At 68.8% G+C, this 17889-nt stretch carries 18 protein-coding genes; 14 read left to right on the top strand and 4 right to left on the bottom strand.

The window, feature by feature from the left end; translation table 11 throughout:
• The first annotated feature begins 220 nt into the window (after positions 1-220).
• The 6 genes from Pmi06nite_RS37825 (at position 221) to Pmi06nite_RS37800 (ending at position 6873) form a co-directional block, all read left to right on the top strand.
• Positions 221-1672 carry a vWA domain-containing protein gene (locus tag Pmi06nite_RS37825; protein WP_203958040.1) on the top strand — a complete coding sequence of 484 codons (1452 nt, stop codon included), beginning with the start codon at positions 221-223 and terminating at the stop codon, positions 1670-1672.
• A 186-nt stretch (positions 1673-1858) separates the two neighbouring features.
• A complete protein-coding gene (locus Pmi06nite_RS37820; RefSeq protein WP_203958039.1) occupies positions 1859-3340 on the top strand; it encodes an MFS transporter in 1482 nt (493 codons plus the stop codon).
• Between the two features lie 64 nt (positions 3341-3404).
• A complete protein-coding gene (locus Pmi06nite_RS37815) occupies positions 3405-3794 on the top strand; it encodes a cupin (protein WP_203958038.1) in 390 nt (129 codons plus the stop codon).
• 186 nt (positions 3795-3980) lie between these two features.
• Positions 3981-5111, top strand: a complete 1131-nt coding sequence (locus tag Pmi06nite_RS37810) for a phosphotransferase family protein (RefSeq protein WP_203958037.1) — start codon at positions 3981-3983, stop codon at positions 5109-5111.
• A 2-nt stretch (positions 5112-5113) separates the two neighbouring features.
• Entirely contained in the window at positions 5114-6214 is a 1101-nt protein-coding gene (locus Pmi06nite_RS37805; RefSeq protein WP_203958036.1) for an Rv3169 family protein, read from the top strand.
• A gap of 110 nt (positions 6215-6324) precedes the next feature.
• On the top strand, positions 6325-6873 hold the full coding sequence (locus tag Pmi06nite_RS37800) for a GNAT family N-acetyltransferase (RefSeq protein ID WP_239114481.1): 549 nt from the start codon (positions 6325-6327) through the stop codon (positions 6871-6873).
• Between the two features lie 30 nt (positions 6874-6903).
• On the opposite strand, the gene Pmi06nite_RS37795 is transcribed toward Pmi06nite_RS37800, so the two are convergent.
• From Pmi06nite_RS37795 to Pmi06nite_RS37785, 3 genes are all read right to left on the bottom strand, one after another.
• Entirely contained in the window at positions 6904-7344 is a 441-nt protein-coding gene (locus Pmi06nite_RS37795) for an SRPBCC family protein (protein ID WP_203958035.1), read from the bottom strand.
• Positions 7345-7434: 90 nt separating this feature from the next.
• Complete coding sequence (locus Pmi06nite_RS37790; RefSeq protein WP_203958034.1) at positions 7435-7773, bottom strand: ArsR/SmtB family transcription factor; 339 nt, start codon at positions 7771-7773, stop codon at positions 7435-7437.
• Entirely contained in the window at positions 7770-8234 is a 465-nt protein-coding gene (locus tag Pmi06nite_RS37785; RefSeq protein ID WP_203958033.1) for an SRPBCC family protein, read from the bottom strand. The genes Pmi06nite_RS37790 and Pmi06nite_RS37785 overlap by 4 nt, the downstream gene beginning before the upstream one ends.
• Before the next feature lie 172 nt (positions 8235-8406).
• Between Pmi06nite_RS37785 and Pmi06nite_RS37780 the strand changes: the two genes are divergently transcribed.
• Positions 8407-9102: a class I SAM-dependent methyltransferase gene (locus tag Pmi06nite_RS37780; RefSeq protein WP_203958032.1), complete on the top strand. Its 696-nt coding sequence runs from the start codon at positions 8407-8409 to the stop codon at positions 9100-9102.
• A 122-nt stretch (positions 9103-9224) separates the two neighbouring features.
• Positions 9225-9752: a GNAT family N-acetyltransferase gene (locus Pmi06nite_RS37775; protein ID WP_239114479.1), complete on the top strand. Its 528-nt coding sequence runs from the start codon at positions 9225-9227 to the stop codon at positions 9750-9752.
• 48 nt (positions 9753-9800) lie between these two features.
• Here the strand turns inward: Pmi06nite_RS37775 and Pmi06nite_RS37770 are convergent, their stop codons facing one another.
• Positions 9801-10445 carry a protein-L-isoaspartate O-methyltransferase family protein gene (locus tag Pmi06nite_RS37770; protein WP_203958031.1) on the bottom strand — a complete coding sequence of 215 codons (645 nt, stop codon included), beginning with the start codon at positions 10443-10445 and terminating at the stop codon, positions 9801-9803.
• A 175-nt stretch (positions 10446-10620) separates the two neighbouring features.
• Between Pmi06nite_RS37770 and Pmi06nite_RS37765 the strand changes: the two genes are divergently transcribed.
• The 6 genes from Pmi06nite_RS37765 (at position 10621) to Pmi06nite_RS37740 (ending at position 17874) form a co-directional block, all read left to right on the top strand.
• Positions 10621-12453: a glycoside hydrolase family 3 protein gene (locus tag Pmi06nite_RS37765; RefSeq protein WP_203958030.1), complete on the top strand. Its 1833-nt coding sequence runs from the start codon at positions 10621-10623 to the stop codon at positions 12451-12453.
• Between the two features lie 27 nt (positions 12454-12480).
• The gene (locus Pmi06nite_RS37760; protein ID WP_203958029.1) at positions 12481-13764 is read left to right on the top strand and encodes an exo-beta-N-acetylmuramidase NamZ family protein; all 1284 of its coding nucleotides are present in this window, start codon (positions 12481-12483) and stop codon (positions 13762-13764) included.
• A gap of 111 nt (positions 13765-13875) precedes the next feature.
• Complete coding sequence (locus tag Pmi06nite_RS37755) at positions 13876-14811, top strand: N-acetylmuramic acid 6-phosphate etherase (protein ID WP_239114478.1); 936 nt, start codon at positions 13876-13878, stop codon at positions 14809-14811.
• Positions 14808-16100: an extracellular solute-binding protein gene (locus Pmi06nite_RS37750; protein WP_203958028.1), complete on the top strand. Its 1293-nt coding sequence runs from the start codon at positions 14808-14810 to the stop codon at positions 16098-16100. The genes Pmi06nite_RS37755 and Pmi06nite_RS37750 overlap by 4 nt, the downstream gene beginning before the upstream one ends.
• Positions 16079-17047 (top strand): carbohydrate ABC transporter permease, encoded by a 969-nt coding sequence (locus Pmi06nite_RS37745; RefSeq protein WP_239114477.1) that lies wholly within the window; start codon positions 16079-16081, stop codon positions 17045-17047. Before Pmi06nite_RS37750 ends, Pmi06nite_RS37745 begins: the two co-directional genes overlap by 22 nt.
• On the top strand, positions 17044-17874 hold the full coding sequence (locus Pmi06nite_RS37740; protein ID WP_239114476.1) for a carbohydrate ABC transporter permease: 831 nt from the start codon (positions 17044-17046) through the stop codon (positions 17872-17874). Before Pmi06nite_RS37745 ends, Pmi06nite_RS37740 begins: the two co-directional genes overlap by 4 nt.
• The last annotated feature ends 15 nt before the right edge of the window (positions 17875-17889 follow it).

The raw sequence follows: 17889 nt of genomic DNA, 5'->3' as shown, positions 1-17889 counted from the left end.
GTGCACCATCCGCCGGGACGCGGGGACGGTGCACGGCCGCCCGCAGGTCCAGGCGCCGGCACCTGCTGCTGCAGCGGGTGCCGGCGTGCACGAGCGCGGCCACGTGACGTGGGTCGGTTGATCACGCGGTGGGAACGCTTTGCCCTCGCTTGGATGACGCGCCCAGCGTCGCCGTACGGCACTGCGTCTTAAAGGGGGTGAACCCGAATGGAGGCACTCCATGAAACCGCGTGTTCTCTCCGCCGTCGTCGCGCTGGTCCTGCTGGGCTCCGCGTGCGCCGGCCAGGCCACCTCGTCGAATTCCGCCGGGACCCCGGGTGACGCCCCCACGGTGGCCGCGCCCGCGGATGCCGTCGAGCGGGACGTGACCGACCAGCAGTTGTCCACATTCGCCCTCGACGTCGACACCGCGTCGTACGGCTACGCGCGCCGGGCCATCCAGGAGGGCCGGTGGCCCGAGCCCGATCAGGTGCGGACCGAGGAGTTCGTCAACGCGTTCCGCCAGGACTACGCGGAGCCCGACGACGACGGCTTCGCCGTACATGTCGACGGAGCCCGGTCGAACGGCGCCGCGATCGTGCGCGTCGGCCTGCAGACACGCCGAACGGAGTCCGCGGCACGCAAGCCGGCCAACCTGACCTTCGTGGTGGACGTGTCCGGCTCGATGGCGGAGGCCGGCCGCCTGGACCTGGTCCGCGGGGCCCTGCACACGCTCGTCGACCAGCTCATGCCGGGCGACCAGGTGTCGATCGTGTCCTTCAGCGGCTCGGCGCGGCTGCTCACGTCGATGACCCCGGTGTCGGAGCGCTCGCACCTCCACTCCGCGATCGAGGAACTCGTCCCCGACGGCTCGACCAACCTTGAAGAGGGACTGGTCACCGGCTACGTGGAGGCGTCGCGCGCGTTCCGGTCGATGGCGACCAACCGGGTGATCCTGCTGTCGGACGGGCTGGCCAACACCGGGGAGACCGAATGGCAGGGCATCTTGGGCCGGGTCCGCGACTACGCGGGGAAACAGGTCACCCTGCTGTGCGTGGGGGTCGGGCGCGAGTACGGCGACCACCTGATGGAGCAACTCGCTGACAACGGCGACGGGGCGGCGGTCTACGTCAGCTCCCTGGACGAGGCGCGCACGGTGTTCGTCGACCGGTTGCCCGCCACTCTCGACGTCCGGGCGCGCGACGCCAAGGCGCAGGTCGCGTTCAACCCGGGCGTCGTCGACTCGTACGCGCTGATCGGGTACGAGAACCGGGAGCTCTCGCCCGAGGAGTTCCGTGACGACTCCCGCGACGGCGGAGAGGTCGGCCCGGGCCACGCCGTCACGGCGCTCTACTGGGTGCGGCTGCGGCCGGGGGCCGTGGGGCAACTCGCCACGGCGACCGTCCGATGGCTCGACCCGGAAACCCGCCGTCCCTCGGAGCTGACCGGCTCGGTGGACACGGCAGGTCTGTCGCCGGACCTGTGGGGCACCACTGGGCCTCGGTTCCAGGTGGACGTGGTCGCCGCGGCCTTCGCCGAGCGGCTGCGCATGCGCTGGGGCGCCGGCGGCGAGCGTTTCGGACTCGGGCTGGAGGACCTGTCGGCCCACGCCGCGCGACTGGCCGAGGTCACCGAGGATCCGGACGTGATCGATCTCGCGGATCTCATCGCCCGCGCCCGATCTCTCGGCTGATCACATGCGCCCCCGTCCGTGAACTGGATCGGGCGCGGGCTCAGGGGCACCCGCCGGCGGACTACGACGTCGCGCGGTTCTACTTCCGGCGTCGTAGTCCGGCCAGTCGTTGATCCCGGTGCGGTAGCGGAAGATGACTCCGCTTGTGGGACGCCTCTGAACAGCGGCTGGACCACGATTGCGGTCATGAGAACGCCAGTAGGTGGACGATCAGCGGGCGGAAGCGTGGTCGTCGATTCGGGTGCCCGGCCGGGGCTCATTCTCGCCGCGGTGGCCGTCGTGCAGTTCATGGTGTCGCTGGATCTGTCGGTCGTGAACGTCGGACTCCCGCAGATCGCTGTCGGCCTCGGTTTCAGCGCGGTGGGTCTGACCTGGGTGATCCACGCTTACGCGCTCACCTTCGGCGGGCTGCTCCTCCTGGGTGGCAAGGCCGCCGACCGGTACGGTCGTAAGCGGATGCTGCTGCTCGGGCTCAGCCTGTTCGGCCTCGCCTCACTCGTCGGCGGGTTCGCCCAGGAACCCGGCCATCTTGTCGCCGCTCGTGCCGTACAGGGCATCGGGGCCGCCGCGCTGGCGCCGGCCGCGCTGGCGCTGCTGACCGCGACGTTTCCCACGGGCAAGGCTCGCATCCGGGCTTTCGGCGTATGGGCCGCGGTGAACGCCGCCGGGGGCGCCCTCGGCGTCCTGATCGGCGGCCTGCTCACCCAGTACGCCAGCTGGCGATGGGTGATGTTCGTCAGCGTCCCGATGGCCGCCGGCGCGCTGGCCCTGGTCTGGCGGGCCGTCGCCGCCGACCCGTCCTCGGTTCGCGACGGCCGCCCGGACGTGCTGGGTGCCGTCCTGGCCACGGCGGGCATGGCCCTGCTGGTGTTCGGCGTCGTCCGCACCGACCGGTATGCGTGGACCTCCCCGGTCACCCTGACGACTCTGGCGGTCGCCGCCGCGCTGCTGGCCGCCTTCATCTACGTCGAGCGGACCACCACGCGCGAACCGCTGATCCGGCTCGGCCTGTTCGCCAACCGCTCGGTCGCCGGCGCGAACGCCTACAACCTCCTCGTCGGTGCGGCGATGTCGTCGGCGTTCTATTTCATGTCGCTGTACCTGCAACGAGTGCTCGGGATCGGGCCGGCCCTGACCGGGATCGAGTTCCTGCCGTTCGCCCTCGGCGTGGTCGCCGGCTCGGTACTCGCCGTCAAACTCGGTTACCGTTTCGCGCCGCGGACCCTTCTGGTCAGCGGCGGACTGCTGACTGCCGCCGGATTCGCCTGGTTCGGCCTGATCAGCGCCGACGGCGCCTTCATCACCGACGTGCTGGGGCCGTCGATCGTCGCCAGCGTCGGATTCGGGCTCTGCCTCGGCCAGGTCGTCTCCATCGGCACGACGGGTGTCGCGCTCAACGAGACCGGCACCGCGTCGGGCCTGCTCAACAGTTCACGCCAGATCGGTGCCTCGCTCGGGCTGGCCGTCCTCGGCACCGTCGCGCACGACCGCACCGGCCAGGCCGTCACGCCGGAGGCCCTCAACGACGGGTACGCGCTCGGCCTGACGCTCGGCGCCGTGCTCCTGGTCGCCGCCGTCCTCGTCGCCCTCAGCGTCCTGCGCCGGACCAGCCTGCCATCACGGGCCGAGCAGATCGATGACCGCGAATCTCTCCTCGCCCGGGATTGACCGGCGATCCACCCGGGCCGCAACCCCACCGGATGAAAGATCACTGCAGGAAGGCCGTCTCGGCATGACTGTCACCCCGATCGATCTCTTCGCGTCCTCCATCCACTTCACCCAAGGCGGCGAGATCCGCGCCGAGAAAAGACCGAGGGTCTCCGACGAGGACGGCTGGCAGTTGATGGCCTTCCACGCGAAGACCTCGGCCGACGTCCACGCCGACCACTGGGAAGTCCATCCCGAGGCCGAGGAGATCGTGTCCTGCCTCATCGGAAAGATAAGCCTCTACCTCCGTCCGGAGCGGCCGGGACAACAGGAGGAAGAGATCAGGCTGTGGGCCGGAACCGCGGCCATCGTCCCGCGCGGGCGATGGCATCGCATCGTGCTGGACATCCCCAGCAACATCATGGCGGTCACTCTGCCGCGTGGCAGCCGGCTGGAGAAGCGAACCGACGCCTAGGACTGCTTCTCGAACCTGTTCTCATTCACTGGCCAGGGGCGATGACCGACGGCGGTTCGTCGGCGACAGGGTGCTTGTATTCGGCGCTATTTCTCTCGCCGTCCGCGGTGTAATGTAATCGCGAGTCTAGAACTTGTTCTATTTGGGTTTCCGCGGAATTCACATTCGCTACCCGGAGGGAGTTCGATGGACCGCCGACCGGCAGAGAAGAAGATGCGGCGCTCAGGCCGCGATCCCCAGGCTTTTTCCGCCCATCTCGCCCAGTGGCTGGCGACCGTCCTCCCCGCCGGCGCCGCGGACCCCGACGTCGTGGTGCACGAAGGAGTCGAGGCCAACGGCCTGTCGTCGGAGACGGTGTTCGTCGACGCCACCTGGACCGAGAACGGCCGGCAGCAGGCCGGCCGTTTCGTCGCGCGCGTCGCGCCGGCGGCGGAAGACGTTCCCGTGTTTCCCGAATACGCCCTTCAGGACCAGTACGACGCCATGCGGTTGGTCGCCGAACTGACCGATGTGCCGGTACCGCGGGTGCGGTGGATGGAGCCCACGGGTGAGGTGATCGGCAGCCCGTTCTTCCTGATGGACCGGGTCGAGGGCGTCGTCCCACCCGACGTGCTGCCCTACAACTTCGGCGGCAACTGGTTGTTCGACGCCTCGCCCGACGAGCAACGCCGCCTGCAGGACGTCACGGTCGAGACGATCGCCAAGCTGCACGCCATCCCCGACGCGTCCTCGACATTCGGGTTCCTCACCCCGCGCGAGGGAGCGGAGGGCGACAGCCTGCTCGCGCGGAATCTGGCGCGCACGCGGGCGTGGTACGACTTCGCGACGACCGACCTGGGCCGTTCTCCGCTCGTCGAACGCGGCCTGGCCTGGCTCACGGCGAACCTGCCGGAGACCCATGAGACGGTCCTCAGCTGGGGCGACTCCCGGATCGGCAACATCCTCTACCGCGACTTCGCGCCGGTCGCCGTGCTCGACTGGGAGATGGCCGCGATCGGCCCACGCGAGCTCGACATCTCCTGGATGATCTCCGCCCACCAGGTCTTCGAGTCGATCACCACGGTGATGGCCATGCCGGGCATGCCGCACTTCCTCCGTGAAGAAGACGCGAAGGCGACGTACGAGAAGGTCACCGGTATAGCCCTCGGCGATCTCCAGTGGTACCACGTATACAACGGCGTGCGATGGTGCATCGTGTTCATGCGTACCGGCGCGCGCCAGATTCACTTCGGTGAGGTCGAGCGGCCCGGCGACATCGAGACGTTGATGCATTCCCGGCCGCTGCTCGAAAGGCTTCTCGACGAGGTAGGTGCGTAGACGTGGTCGGTCCGCTCGACGAGTACCCCATCCATCAGGCGCCGCTGCCGGTCACCTGGGCGGCGACCAGTGACCGCAACTTCTATGACCGCTGCTACTTGAACGCCCATGACCGCACGGGCGACATCTTCGTGATCACCGGGATGGGCTGGTACCCGAACCTCGGCACCAAGGACGCCTTCGTCCTGGTCCGCCGGGGCGGCACGCAGACGGCCGTCCACCTCGGCGACGCGATCGACGACGACCGGCTGAACCAGAGGGTGGGCGGCTACCGCATCGAGGTCGTGGAGCCGCTCCAGAAGTTGCGCGTCGTCATGGACGAGACCGAGGGCATCGCACTCGACATGACGTGGGAGGGCTCGTTCCCCGTCGTTCAGGAGCAGCCGCACATCATGCGGGCCGGCAGCCGCGTCACCCTCGACGCGCAGCGTTTCGCCCAGGTCGGCACGTGGTCCGGTTCCATCGTCATCGACGGCGAGGAGATCGCGGTGACGCCCGACCGCTGGGTCGGCACCCGCGACCGCTCGTGGGGCATCCGCCCGGTCGGCGAACCCGTGCCGGCCGGTCGGCCGGCGGACCCGCCGTTCGAGGGCATGTGGTGGCTCTACATGCCGTTGCGGTTCGACGACTACGCCGTCGTGCTGATCCTCCAGGAGAACCCGGACGGCTTCCGCACCCTCAACGACTGCACCCGCGTGTGGCGCGACGGCCGGGTGGAGCAACTCGGCTGGCCCCAGGTGGCCATCTCCTACGCGTCCGGCACGCGGATCCCCACCGGCGCGGTGATCCGCTGCACCGGCTCGGAGGGCAAGCCCGTGGTGCTGGAGATCGAGTCGCTGCTGCCGGTGGCGCTGCACATCGGTGCCGGTTACAGCAGCGACCCCGACTGGTCCCATGGCGTGTGGAAGGGCCCAGGTTTCACCGAACGCGTCACGTACGACCTGGAGTCACCGGAGGTCGCGGGCCGGATGATGTTCGGCATCGTCGACCACGTCGCCCGCGTCACCTGTGAGGGCGCCTTGGGCTACGGCCTCTTCGAGCACGGCGCCATGGGCCGCCACGACCCGAGCGGCTTCACCGACTGGTTCACCCTCGCCCCCTGACTGGCCGGCCGCCCACGAACCTCGGTTGAGCCGGTGGGCGGCCTGGTCCTTCTTCTCCGGGATCGTGCTCGAGTGATCCACTGCTCGCAAGAGGCCCTAACGTTGGCCCCATGTCCGAAATGTCATCACGGGTCGAACTGCGCCCGCTCACCCTCTCCGACCAGGACGAGTTCTGCTCGCTCGTGCAGGCCAGCACCGAACTGCACCACCCATGGATGCAGCTGCCCGCGACCGCGGAGGAGTTCCAGGTCTGGATGCGCCGCATCGACGACGGCACCAACCTGGGCTTTCTGATCCGAGTTCGGGAGACCGGCGCGGCAGCCGGCATGGTCAACATCAACTCGATCATCCGGGGCCGCTACCAGGGTGCGTCCCTCGGCTATGCGGCCTTCGCCCCGTCCGCAGGGCAGGGTTACATGACCGACGGGCTCACCGTCACCCTGCAGCACGCCTTCACCGACCTGCGGCTCCACCGGCTGGAGGCCAACATTCAGCCGGCGAACAAGGCGTCCCTGGCCCTGGCCCAGCGCCTGGGCTTCCGCTACGAAGGGCTGTCGCCCGCCTACCTCTACATCGACGGGGCCTGGCGCGACCATGAACGCTGGTCCATCACCGCGCCGAACCCCTGGAAACCCGATCCCTCCCTTCCAGAGGTCTGAGCCACACGGCGCCGCTTATGGGAACACGTCCTAGTGCCAGTTGCTGATCTTGACGTCGTGTGGCGCGGGCTCGCCCGTGCCGGTTTCGACCAGCTTCTTGAGGCTCATCAGGAAGGTGGCCCACTTGGTGCTGCAGTGGTACATGAACTCCACCGGCTCCTTCCAGCCTTCGTGCCGGAACAACACGATCGTGAAGCCGTCCTCCTGCTTGAGCTCGAAGCGGACCCGTGTGCCCATCCACTCATCGGGACCGTCGACGACCTCCCAGAGAACGAGCTCGGCGGGCTGAGCGTCCAGGACCTTCATGTCGAAGCCGCCGGGCTCGAAGCGGAACCGGAGCACTCCCCCGGCGTTACCGTCGCCGTCCGTTTCCTCTGTCCACCAGCCCGCCAGCCCGTCGACAGTGGTCAAGGCCGTGTAGACGTCGCCGGGGGACGACGTGACTCCGATCCTGTGCAGGATGTCCACCATCTCGATACCTCTTTCTCTTGTGTGCGCCCGCATGCGGGCAGCGTTCATCGGCGCCGCCACGGACATGGCGACGTTCGTCCGTGAGGGGGGTCAGCTCTCCTGGTTGCGCTGGATCGCCTCGGCGATCCGCTTGATGCGACGCAGCCGGGCGTCCCAGGTGGCGCCGACCGACGACAGCTGCGCGATCGCGCGGGCGAGTTGCGCCTCGTCCACCGCGTAGAGGCGCTCGCGTCCGGACGGTGTGACGTGGACCAGCCCGACCCGGTCCAATACGGCGAGGTGTTTGGCGACCGCCTGCCGCGTGACCGGCAGTCGCGCGCTCAACGTGGTCGAAGTGCCGCCGCCGTCGGTCAGCAGCAGGTCGAGCATCCGCCGCCGGATGGGGTCCCCCACCGCCGACCAGAGCTCGTCGTCGATGGTGAAGCTCATGGCGTCGACACCAGCCGATCGACGTACGTGACGAGACGGGGCAGGTAGTGGTCCCAGCCGCTGGTGTGGTCGCGGTACTGCTCCTCGAGCACGGCCGCCTCCCAGCCCTTCTCCCGGAACCCCGTCTCGGTGAAGCGCAGCAGCGTGCCCGCACCAGACGGGACCAGGTCGAAGGTCACCAGAAGCGAGTTGGCCGGCGTCGCGGCCGCATCCTCGTCGTACACCCACCGGAAGGAGAACCGCCGGGGCGGGTCGGCCTCCACCACCGTGAGTGGTACGACGTGCGCCTCCGGCGTGGACGTGTCGCCGAACGAGATGACCCCGGTGGCGCCGGGCACCGGTTCGAACTCCGCCTCGTCCGGCCACCACTCCCGCAGGTGCTCGGGCGTGCTGATGACCTCGTAGACCACCTCAGGCGTGGCTTCGACGTGGATCTCCCGCTCGATGCTGCCGTACTCCATCCCGACCCTCAATCCTCTCGCAACGTTTTATTGCACATGACTGTAGAGGAGGTGCTCCATCATGCGCAACCATTGGTTGCTCCAATTGGCCTGACCACCCGCCGGAACCCGCTGACGAACAGTGCATGTCCTCGACGGCGCAGTCGTACTGTGGCCGAATCGGCGTGCCACGATGGGGTGGCATCGGTTGCGGGAAGGGGTCGAGTTGTCGGAGCGATCAGGAACCCTTGCTGAAGACCCGTTCGGTGGTCGGCGCCCGACCAGTCACGAACGGATGACGGGGCTGGCCTGGGACGCGTCGTACCATGACGGCCCCGCGCCTTGGGATATCGACCGGCCGCAGCCGGCGATTGTGCGTTTGGCATCCGAAGGCGGATTCGCCGGAGCGGTGCTCGATGTGGGCTGCGGGACCGGGGACAACGCTCTTCACGTCGCCTCGCTGGGATTTCCGGTTCTGGGCGTCGACGTGGCCGAGACGGCACTGGCGATCGCCCGGGAGAAGGCCGCCGACCGTGGGATCGCGGCTGAGTTCGCTGTGGCTGACGCGTTCCGGTTGGAGCGTCTGGGGCGCAGGTTCGAGACCGTGCTGGACTGCGGAATGTTCCACACCTGCGACGGCGACGAACGACCCCGGTACGTGGCGAGTCTCGCGTCGGTGACCGAGCACGGTGGAACCCTCTACGTGTTGTGCTTCAGCGACGAGGGACCCGATACCGGCCCGCACCCCGTCAGCCGGGAGGAGCTGAGAGCGGCGTTCGACCCGGGCAACGGATGGAACGTCGCCGCCGTCGAACCGGACCGGGTCCAGACGAGATACCACGGCGACGACGGCGCACCCGCCTGGTTCGCGACGATCAAACGGATCTAGACCAAGGGACACCACGGTTCGCCGCGAGGGCCCCTTCTCGTGTGGCCCGCCGGACTGTTGCGTGCCCGGCCTGTGGAAGATCCCGCTGCGCGTGCGCGGTAGGCCGCTGAGATACTTCCGCCATGGACACGAGTGCGAGGGTGGACGGGATACGCCCAGGTCAGGCGACGCCCGCGATCGAGCCGGGCCATCCCATGGACTGGGCTCTGCGTTCCGCGAGGCCCTCGGATGTCGAGGTGATCGCGGAGTTGCGGGCGACGGTGATGCGCCCGGACCTGGAGCGGTTGGGACGGTTCGATGAGCACCGGGTCCGGCAGCGGCTGCGGGATTCCTTCTCCCCTCAGCACACGTCGGTCATCGTGGCGGACGGCGCCTTCGCGGGCTGCGTCACTGTGCGCCCGGCGGAGGACGGGCGGTGGCTGGAGCACTTCTATCTCGTTCCGGGCCTCCAGGGCCGGGGGCTCGGATCGGCTGTGCTGCGAACACTGCTGAAACGGTCGGATGCCGACGGCATGCCGGTTCGCCTGAATGTCCTGCAGGGCAGCGCCGCCCGGCGACTCTACGAGCGCCACGGGTTCACCGTCGAGGTTCAGGACCCGATCGACGTCTACATGGTGCGACGGCCGGGCGGTGGCGCCGCCGGAACGTGAAGAGAAGTGAGGTGTGTCCGTATCGGCCCGCGCGTCCTCACAACCTCGTCAGTCACGGGGAAAGCCGTACCGTCCGTACAGCCGAACGAACCTGGCCGGCGTGAGGACCTGCCGGCGCTGCAGTCCGGTATCCGTACGCTGGAACACCACGACTTCCTCCTGCCCGCCCGGTCCGATGGGCTGCACCAGGCGCCCGCCGACCCGAAGCTGTTCGATCAGCGGCGGAGGCACCTCGGGAAACGCGGCGGACACGATGACGGCGTCGTACGGGGCGCGGTCCGGTACGCCGCAACTGCCGTCCCCGACGAGCAACTCGACGTTGTCGATGTCGTGCCCGGCGAGATTCGACCGCGCCCACTGCACGATGTCGGGCCACATGTCGATGCTCACGACGTCGGCGGCCAGGCGGGCCAGCAGCGCGGTCTGGAAACCGAGTCCGGTGCCCACCTCGAGCACGTGCTCGTCGCCCGCGAGGCCGAGGCCTTCGATCATCCTGGCTGACAGCGAAGGCTGGGTGGTGACCTGCCCGTGAGGGATCGGGATGGGTATGTCGTCGTCGGCGACCGCGGCATCGCCGGCCGGAACGAAGTCCGCTCGTGGCGTGACGCGGAGCGCCTCGAGCATCCGCTCGTCGCGGACGCCCGCCGCCCGGACGGCCCGGACGAGATCTGTGGGACAGGCGTCTCCGGTCATGTCCCCGCCTTTATGCCCTCCGGCCTCCCACCGACTCCTGCCCGTTCGGGCGAGATCGGCGTACGTGAAGTTTCTGTCAAGAAAGCGTTGACCATCCAGTCGGATGTAAGTAACTTCCAGGCAACGCGGTGACCTTGCATGACATTTACCCGCATGCGAGTGGTTGGAGGACCAGATGCGTTACCGACGGTTACTGACTCTGGCGACGGTGGCGGTTCTCGGAGTCGGGACGGCGCCCGCCGCGCATGCTCACGGCGGGAAGGACCGCTGGATCCTCGGCAAGATCGCGAGCATGAGTCTCGAGGAGAAGGTCGGGCAACTCTTCGTGGCGGACGTCTACGGGGAGAGCGGGGACGCGCCCAGTGCGGCCGACGTCGCCGCGAACCAGGCGATGTACGGCCCGGACGTCAAGAACGGCGACGACCTCATCGCCAAGTACAAGCTCGGCGCGCTCCTCTACTTCCGGTGGGCGAACAACCTGAACGACCCCGTCAAGACGGCGGGGCTCTCCAACGACCTGCAGCGGGCGGCGCTGGCGCAGCCGGCGAAGATCCCGCTGCTGATCGCCACCGACCAGGAGCACGGCGCCGTCTACCGGCTGGACGAGCCGTTCACCGCGTTCCCCGGCCAGATGGCGCTCGGGGCGACCCGCAGCACGGGTGACGCGCTCACCACGGGGAAGGTCACCGGTCAGGAGTTGGCCGCGCTCGGCATCAATCAGGACTACGCGCCAGTCGCCGACGTCAACATCAACCCGGGCAATCCGGTGATCGGCGTCCGCTCGTTCGGGGAGAGCGCCACACTCGTGTCGGACCTGACGCGGGCTTCCGTCCGCGGTCTGCAGCAGGGAGGCGTTTCGGCGAGCCTGAAGCACTTCCCCGGCCACGGCGACACGGTCACCGACAGCCACACCGGCGTGCCGTGGATCTTCCACACGAAGGAGCAGTGGGAGCAGATCGACGCTCCGCCGTTCCGGGCCGGCATCGCCGCGGGCGCCGACATGATCATGACGGCGCACGTCGTCATGCCCTACCTGCAGAGTAGTTGCGACGTGGTGACCCAGCAGGGCTGCGACCCCGCGACGCTCGCCCCGGAGATCATGACCGGACTGCTCCGCGACGAGCTCGGTTACGACGGCGTCGTGGTCACCGACTCGCTGTCCATGCAGGGCGTCCGCGACAAGTACGGCGACGACCGCGTCCCGGTGCTCGCCCTCAAGGCCGGGGTCGACATGCTCATGATCGTCGACGACCCGGCCAGCACGCTCTCCCTCGACGTCGCCTACAACGCCGTGCTGAACGCCGTCCGCTCGGGCGAGCTCACAGAAAAGCGCATCGACGAGTCTGTCTACCGGGTCCTGCGACTCAAGAAGCAGCGTGGATTCTTCCATGGCGACCAGCAGGTCAACGAGCGCAAGGTGCTCGACCGCGTCGGCACCCCGGCGCACCGGGCGCTCGCGCGCACGGTCGCCGGTCACAGTGTGACGCTCGTGCGGAACGACGCCGGCGTGCTGCCGTTGAAGGGAACCGGTCAGCGGGTGCTGGTGACCGGGTACCGCAACGTCACGCCGCCGTCCGTCAAGATCCCGCCGACCGAGCGGCTCGCCGAGGCGATCGGCGATCTCGGCGTCACCACCGAGTTGTTCGAGACGGGGACGGGCCCCACCCAGGCGACCGTCGACGCCGCGGTGGCCAAGGCCGGCGCCAGCGACCTCATCGTGGTCACCACGATGAACTCCCAGAGCTCGGCCTCCCAGCGCACCCTGGTCAACGCGCTGCTCGCCACCGGCAAGCCCGTCGTCATCGTCGCCACGCGAAACCCGTACGACATCGCGGACTTCCCCGGCGCTCCGACGTTCCTCGCGACGTACTCGTGGGAGAAGCCGGCGATGGAGGCCACCGCACGGGTGCTGTTCGGCCGGACCGACCCCACGGGCAAGTTGCCGGTGACGATCCCTGCCGCCGACGGCTCGGTCCTCTACCCCTACGGACACGGCCTGAGCTACTGACCCCTCCGCAGAACGGAGCACGACCTGATGGGCCAGCTCTTTTCCCGGCGGGCCCTGCTGTCCACCGCGGCCGTCGCCATGGCCGGGACAGGCATGGGCATCCCCCGACTCCACGACCATCCACTCCCCCGGGGCTTCCAGACCGGCGTCCAGGTCCTGATGGCGGGCGACTACGCGCTCGTGCGGGGCCAGAAGGTCGGCATCGTGACCAACCCGACCGGCATCCTGCCGGACCTCGGCCACGAGGTCGACGTGATGGCCGCCGGCGACGAGATCGACCTCGTCGCGGTGTTCGGCCCCGAGCACGGGTTCCGCGGCACCGCCCAGGCCGGCGGCTCCGAGGGCTTCTACGTCGACGAGCAGACCGGACTGCCGGTCTACGACACCTACCTGAAGAGCGGCCAGGCGCTGGCCGACGTCTTCACCAGGTCGGGCGTGGACACGATCATGTTCGACATCCAGGACGCGGGCGCCCGCTTCTACACCTACATCTGGACGATGTTCGACTCCATGCAGGCCGCGGCTTCGGCCGGCAAGCGGTTCGTCGTCCTCGACCGGCCCAACCCGATCACCGGCCGCCGGGCCTACGGGCCTGTCATGACGCCACAGTTCTCCACGTTCATCGGCCGGGAGGCGATCCCCCAGGCCCACGGCATGACCGTCGGCGAGCTGGCGAAGCTGTTCAACGCCGAGTTCCTGGAACAGCCGGTGGATCTCACGGTCGTCAGGATGCGCGGCTGGAGTCGGGACCTGACATACGAGGACACCGGCCTGCCGTGGGTTCTGCCGTCTCCGAACATGCCGACGGTGGACACCGCGTTCGTCTACTCGGGCACCGGCATGTTCGAAGGCACCAACCTGTCGGAGGGGCGCGGCACGACCCGGCCCTTCGAGCTCATCGGCGCCCCGTACGCCGACCACCGGTGGGCGGAGACGCTCGACGCGCTGGGCCTGCCCGGCGCCGGGTTCCGGCCGGCCTACTTCACGCCCACGTTCTCCAAGCACGCGAACGCGCTGTGCGGCGGGGTGCAGTTGTACGTCACGGACCGGAAGGCGTTCGACCCGCTCAAGACGGGCGTCGCGATGATCGTCACGGCGAAGCGGCTCTACCCGAACGACTTCGCGTGGCGATACGACACCTCCGATCCGGCCCGGCCGTACTGGATCGACAAGATGACCGGCTCGACCCAGGTCCGGACCGGCGTCGACGCGGGGAAGGGCCCTGACGAGGTCGAGGCCGGCTGGGCCGACGAGCTCAGGGCGTTCGCCGAGATGCGCAAGAAGTACCTGATCTACCAGGGAGGGCACTAGGTCGTGTCTGACCCTCCCTGGTGCGGTGAGCGGGCGGCTCCGATCCACGTGGTGACGCCCGGGCAGAGCGAAGTCCATGTCCACCACGTTCTTCATAAGGCGGAAGGTTCCGTGACGGATAGTGAGCTTGAGGCGATCAAGGTGGCGGCCCCCACCGAACGTGCCAACCCGCGGACGTTCGACATCGACCTCCGTTCGACCCTTGACATGCTGAAGCTCATCAACGACGAGGACCGTCTGATCGCCCCGGCGGTCCGCGCCGTCCTTCCTGAGCTGGCCAAGGCCGTCGACCTCGGGGTGGGCGCGCTGCTGGCGGGCCGGTCGATCCACTACTTCGGCGCGGGCAGCTCCGGCCGCATCGCGGTTCTCGACGCGGCCGAGCTCGTGCCGACGTACACGATCGACCCGCAGCAGGTCGTCGCGCACCACGCGGGCGGCGTCGCCGCCTTCGAGCAGGCGATGGAGAACGTGGAGGACGACGAGGCGACGGGCGCAGCCGAGGCGCTCGGCCTGGGCGAGGGCGACCTGGCGATCGGGCTGTCGGCCAGCGGCCGCACACCGTACGTCGCGGGGGCGCTGCGCGCGGCGAACGCGGGAGGGGCCGCGACCGTCCTGGTGTCGTCGAACCCGCTGGCCCCGCTCGGCGAGCGGGTCGACGTCCACGTCGCGGTCGACACCGGCCCCGAAGCCATCGCGGGATCGACGCGGATGAAGGCCGGAACCGCGCAGAAGATCGTGCTGAACACGTTCTCCACCGCGGTCATGATCCGGCTCGGCCGGACGTACTCCAACCTCATGATCGACATGACCGCCACCAACGCCAAACTCCGCGGCCGCCTGCTCACGATCCTCGAGGAGGCCACCGGCCGCACACAGGCGCAGTGCGCGGAAACACTCACCGCGGCGGAGGGTGACCTGAAGGTCGCCCTGGTCTGCCTCCTCGCCGATGCCTCCGCGGGACAGGCGCGAATCGCACTGCAGTCCGCCGGCGGCAGGGTCCGCGCAGCGCTCGCCGAACTGTCTACGAGCAGAAAGGAAGCCTCATGAACAGAAGGTGGATCGCGGGGGCGATCGGGGTGCTCGCGGTGGCGCTGGCGGCGTGCGCGCCCGGCGGCGGCGCGTCCGACCAGGGCGAGGAGGCGGGCACCGACAAGGTCACGCTGAGCCTGTGGTCGTGGCGGGTGGAGGACGTCAAGGCGTACGAGAAGATCCTCGCCAAGTTCGAGGAGTCGCACCCGAAGATCCACGTCGAGTTCAAGCCGTTCCAGGCCACCGAATACAACAACATCCTGGCCACCGGCCTGTCCGGAACCGCCGGCCCCGACGTCGCACAACTGCGGGCGTACGGCGGGCTCCAGCCGCTGATCGAGGCGGGCCAACTCGTCCCACTGGACGGCAAGGTGGAGGCGCTGTCCGGCTTCGACGCCAAACTGCTCGAAGGCGCCAAGGGCCACACGGACGGCAAGATCTACGGCGTGCCGTTCGCGTACCAGACGCTCCAGGTGCTCTACAACAAGAAGCTGTTCGGCGACAACGGCATCCAGCCCCCCGCCACCTGGGACGACATGATCGCGGCGGCCGCGAAGCTGAAGGCGGCCGGGATCACGCCGTTCGCCGTCGCGGCCGGGCCCGACGCCACCTGGACGCTGCCGATCGTCCATGAGATCTTCGGCAACGCCCGCTACGGCAGCACCGCGTTCCGGGACGCGCTGGCCGGCGGGCAGAAGAAGTTCACCGACCCCGACTTCACGGCGTCGATCAAGCTGATCAAGGACCTGGAGCCGTACTTCCCCAAGGACGTGGTGGCCGTCAAGATCCCCGACGTCCAGGCGCTGTTCGCGACGGGCAAGGCCGCGATGTACCCGACCGGCGCCTTCGATCTCGCCCCCGTGCTCAAGGCCAACCCGAGCCTGGAGGTCGGCGTCTTCCAGGTGCCGCCGCCGCCGGGCTCGCCGGTTACCACGCCCGTCACGCCGGGCTGGGCCGACGGCTCGTTCGGCGTCAACGCCAGGTCGGCCCATCAGGCGGAGGCGCTCGAACTGGTCAAGTGGATGGCGACTCCCGAGTTCGGGCAGCTCTACTCGACCGAGTTGAAGCAGTTGTCCGCGGTCCCCGGGGTCACGCCGTCGGACCCGCTGCTGGCCGAGATGGCCAAGAACTACGCGACCAACGGCGCGCCGTACATGTTGCTCGTCGACTTCCGGTACGGCCAGCCGAACGGTGACGCGGTCTTCCGGGACGAGGTGCAGAAGATGCTCGCGGGCCAGACCGACCCCGAGGCGGTCTCCGAGAGCGTGCAGAAGGGCGTCGAGCAGTGGTTCAAGCCAGGAAACTGAGCGCTCCCCGGCGTCGCGCGGGACGTACCGGCGCCGGCCGCCGGTACGTCCCGCGGTGGCGGGTGCTCGCCGTCTTCCTGCTGCCCGCGCTCCTGCTCTACTCGGTCTTCATCGTCTATCCGCTGGTCAGTGCGCTCGACTACAGCTTCTTCGAGTGGCGCGGGATCCGGCAGACGGGGTTCGCCGGGCTCGGCAACTACCGGGACCTGCTCAGCATCTACCCGTACGACCAGCAGGTGTGGCGGGCGTTCGCGCACAACGCGCTGTTCTTCGGCGGGACCATGCTGATCCAGAACACGGTCGGGCTGCTGTTCGCCCTCCTGCTGTTCCGGTACGGCCGCGGCAAGCGGTTCCTGCAGGCCGCGTTCACCACCCCGTACCTCGTGGACCCGCTGGTCATCGGCTACCTGTGGAGCCTGCTGCTCAACCCGACGTTCGGCCCGGTCAACGCGCTGCTCGAGGGGCTCGGGTTGGACTCGTGGGCGTTGCCCTGGCTGGGCGACACGCGTACCGCGCTGCCGGTCGTCATCCTGGTCAACGCGTGGCAGTGGGTGGGCTTCCCCATGCTGCTGTTCTCCGCCGCGCTCGCCGGAATCCCGGCCGAGTACCACGAGGCGGCCCGGGTCGACGGGGCCACGGCCTGGCAGGCCTTCCGGCGGGTGACGCTGCCGCTGCTCACCCCGGCGATCGGCGTGGTGAGCGTGCTGACGTTCATCGGCAACTTCAATGCCTTCGGGTTGGTCTACGCGATGGCCGGGTCGACGGGGTCCCCGGCGGGGTCGACCGACGTGCTCGGTCTGCTGTTCTACCGGGTCGCGTTCCTGGAGGGCGGCGTGGAGGCGATCGGGCGGTCATCGGCGCTCGCCGTGCTGATGTTCGTGTTCATCTTCGGGGTGTCGCTGCTGGCGACCTCGTACTTCCGCCGCCGCGAAAGGAAGCTGGTGTGACGGCCGGACGCCGGGCGCCGGGGCGGGCCGCCGTCCACCTGCTGCTGTGGGGATACGCGGTCGTCGCGTTGCTGCCTCTGGTCATCATGCTGTTCAACTCGCTGCGGCCGACGAGCGAGATCTTCACCGCGCCGCTCAGCCTGCCGACGTCCCCCACGCTGCGCAGTTACGGCCAGGTGTGGACGGAGGCGTCGTTCAGCACGTACCTGCTGAACTCGCTGACCGTCACCTGCGGCGCGGTGCTGCTCGGCACGGCGGTCTCCGCACTGGCGGCCTACCCGCTGGCCCGCCACGACTTCTTCGGCAACCGGGTGCTCGGGGCGTACTTCCTTGCCGGGCTGATGTTGCCGATCCGGCTGGGCCTGGTGCCGATCTTCTACCTCATGGACTCCATGGGGTTGATCGACTCGCTGCTCGGGCTCACGCTGCTGTACGCCGCGTCGGGGGTGCCGTTCTGCGTCTTCGTTCTGTCGGCGTTCTACCGCTCCCTGCCCGGCGAGTTGGACGAGGCGGCCCGGCTCGACGGGGCCGGCGAGTTCCGGATCTTCGGGCAGATCATGCTGCCGCTGGTGCGGCCCGCGCTGGCGTCGGTGATGCTGTTCCAGTTCGTGCCGGTGTGGCATGAGTTCCTCTACCCGCTCGTGTTGCTGCGCTCCGACGAGAAGTTCACGATCCCGCGCGGGTTGGCGCAGTTCTTCGGCGAGTACACGACCGACTGGTCGGCGCTGTTCGCCGGGCTGGTCCTCGCCACGGCGCCGCTCTTCGTGTTGTTCGTCCTGGCGACCAAGCAGATCATCGCCGGGCTGACCGCCGGTATGAGCAAGTAGGCACGGACCTGCACG

Source organism: Planotetraspora mira, assembly GCF_016863275.1.
Classification (GTDB): Bacteria; Actinomycetota; Actinomycetes; order Streptosporangiales; family Streptosporangiaceae; genus Planotetraspora; species Planotetraspora mira.
The sequence above is the reverse complement of the archived record's forward strand: the minus strand, read 5'-3'. Positions and strand labels throughout refer to the sequence as shown.

Coding starts and splice junctions, on each gene's coding strand:
- Pmi06nite_RS37825 (WP_203958040.1), top strand. CDS start 221: ATGAAACCGCGTGTTCTCTCCGCCGTCGTCGCGCTGGTCCTGCTGGGC.
- Pmi06nite_RS37820 (WP_203958039.1), top strand. CDS start 1,859: ATGAGAACGCCAGTAGGTGGACGATCAGCGGGCGGAAGCGTGGTCGTC.
- Pmi06nite_RS37815 (WP_203958038.1), top strand. CDS start 3,405: ATGACTGTCACCCCGATCGATCTCTTCGCGTCCTCCATCCACTTCACC.
- Pmi06nite_RS37810 (WP_203958037.1), top strand. CDS start 3,981: ATGGACCGCCGACCGGCAGAGAAGAAGATGCGGCGCTCAGGCCGCGAT.
- Pmi06nite_RS37800 (WP_239114481.1), top strand. CDS start 6,325: ATGTCCGAAATGTCATCACGGGTCGAACTGCGCCCGCTCACCCTCTCC.
- Pmi06nite_RS37795 (WP_203958035.1), bottom strand. CDS start 7,344: ATGGTGGACATCCTGCACAGGATCGGAGTCACGTCGTCCCCCGGCGAC.
- Pmi06nite_RS37790 (WP_203958034.1), bottom strand. CDS start 7,773: ATGAGCTTCACCATCGACGACGAGCTCTGGTCGGCGGTGGGGGACCCC.
- Pmi06nite_RS37785 (WP_203958033.1), bottom strand. CDS start 8,234: ATGGAGTACGGCAGCATCGAGCGGGAGATCCACGTCGAAGCCACGCCT.
- Pmi06nite_RS37780 (WP_203958032.1), top strand. CDS start 8,407: ATGGGGTGGCATCGGTTGCGGGAAGGGGTCGAGTTGTCGGAGCGATCA.
- Pmi06nite_RS37775 (WP_239114479.1), top strand. CDS start 9,225: ATGGACACGAGTGCGAGGGTGGACGGGATACGCCCAGGTCAGGCGACG.
- Pmi06nite_RS37770 (WP_203958031.1), bottom strand. CDS start 10,445: ATGACCGGAGACGCCTGTCCCACAGATCTCGTCCGGGCCGTCCGGGCG.
- Pmi06nite_RS37765 (WP_203958030.1), top strand. CDS start 10,621: ATGCGTTACCGACGGTTACTGACTCTGGCGACGGTGGCGGTTCTCGGA.
- Pmi06nite_RS37760 (WP_203958029.1), top strand. CDS start 12,481: ATGGGCCAGCTCTTTTCCCGGCGGGCCCTGCTGTCCACCGCGGCCGTC.
- Pmi06nite_RS37750 (WP_203958028.1), top strand. CDS start 14,808: ATGAACAGAAGGTGGATCGCGGGGGCGATCGGGGTGCTCGCGGTGGCG.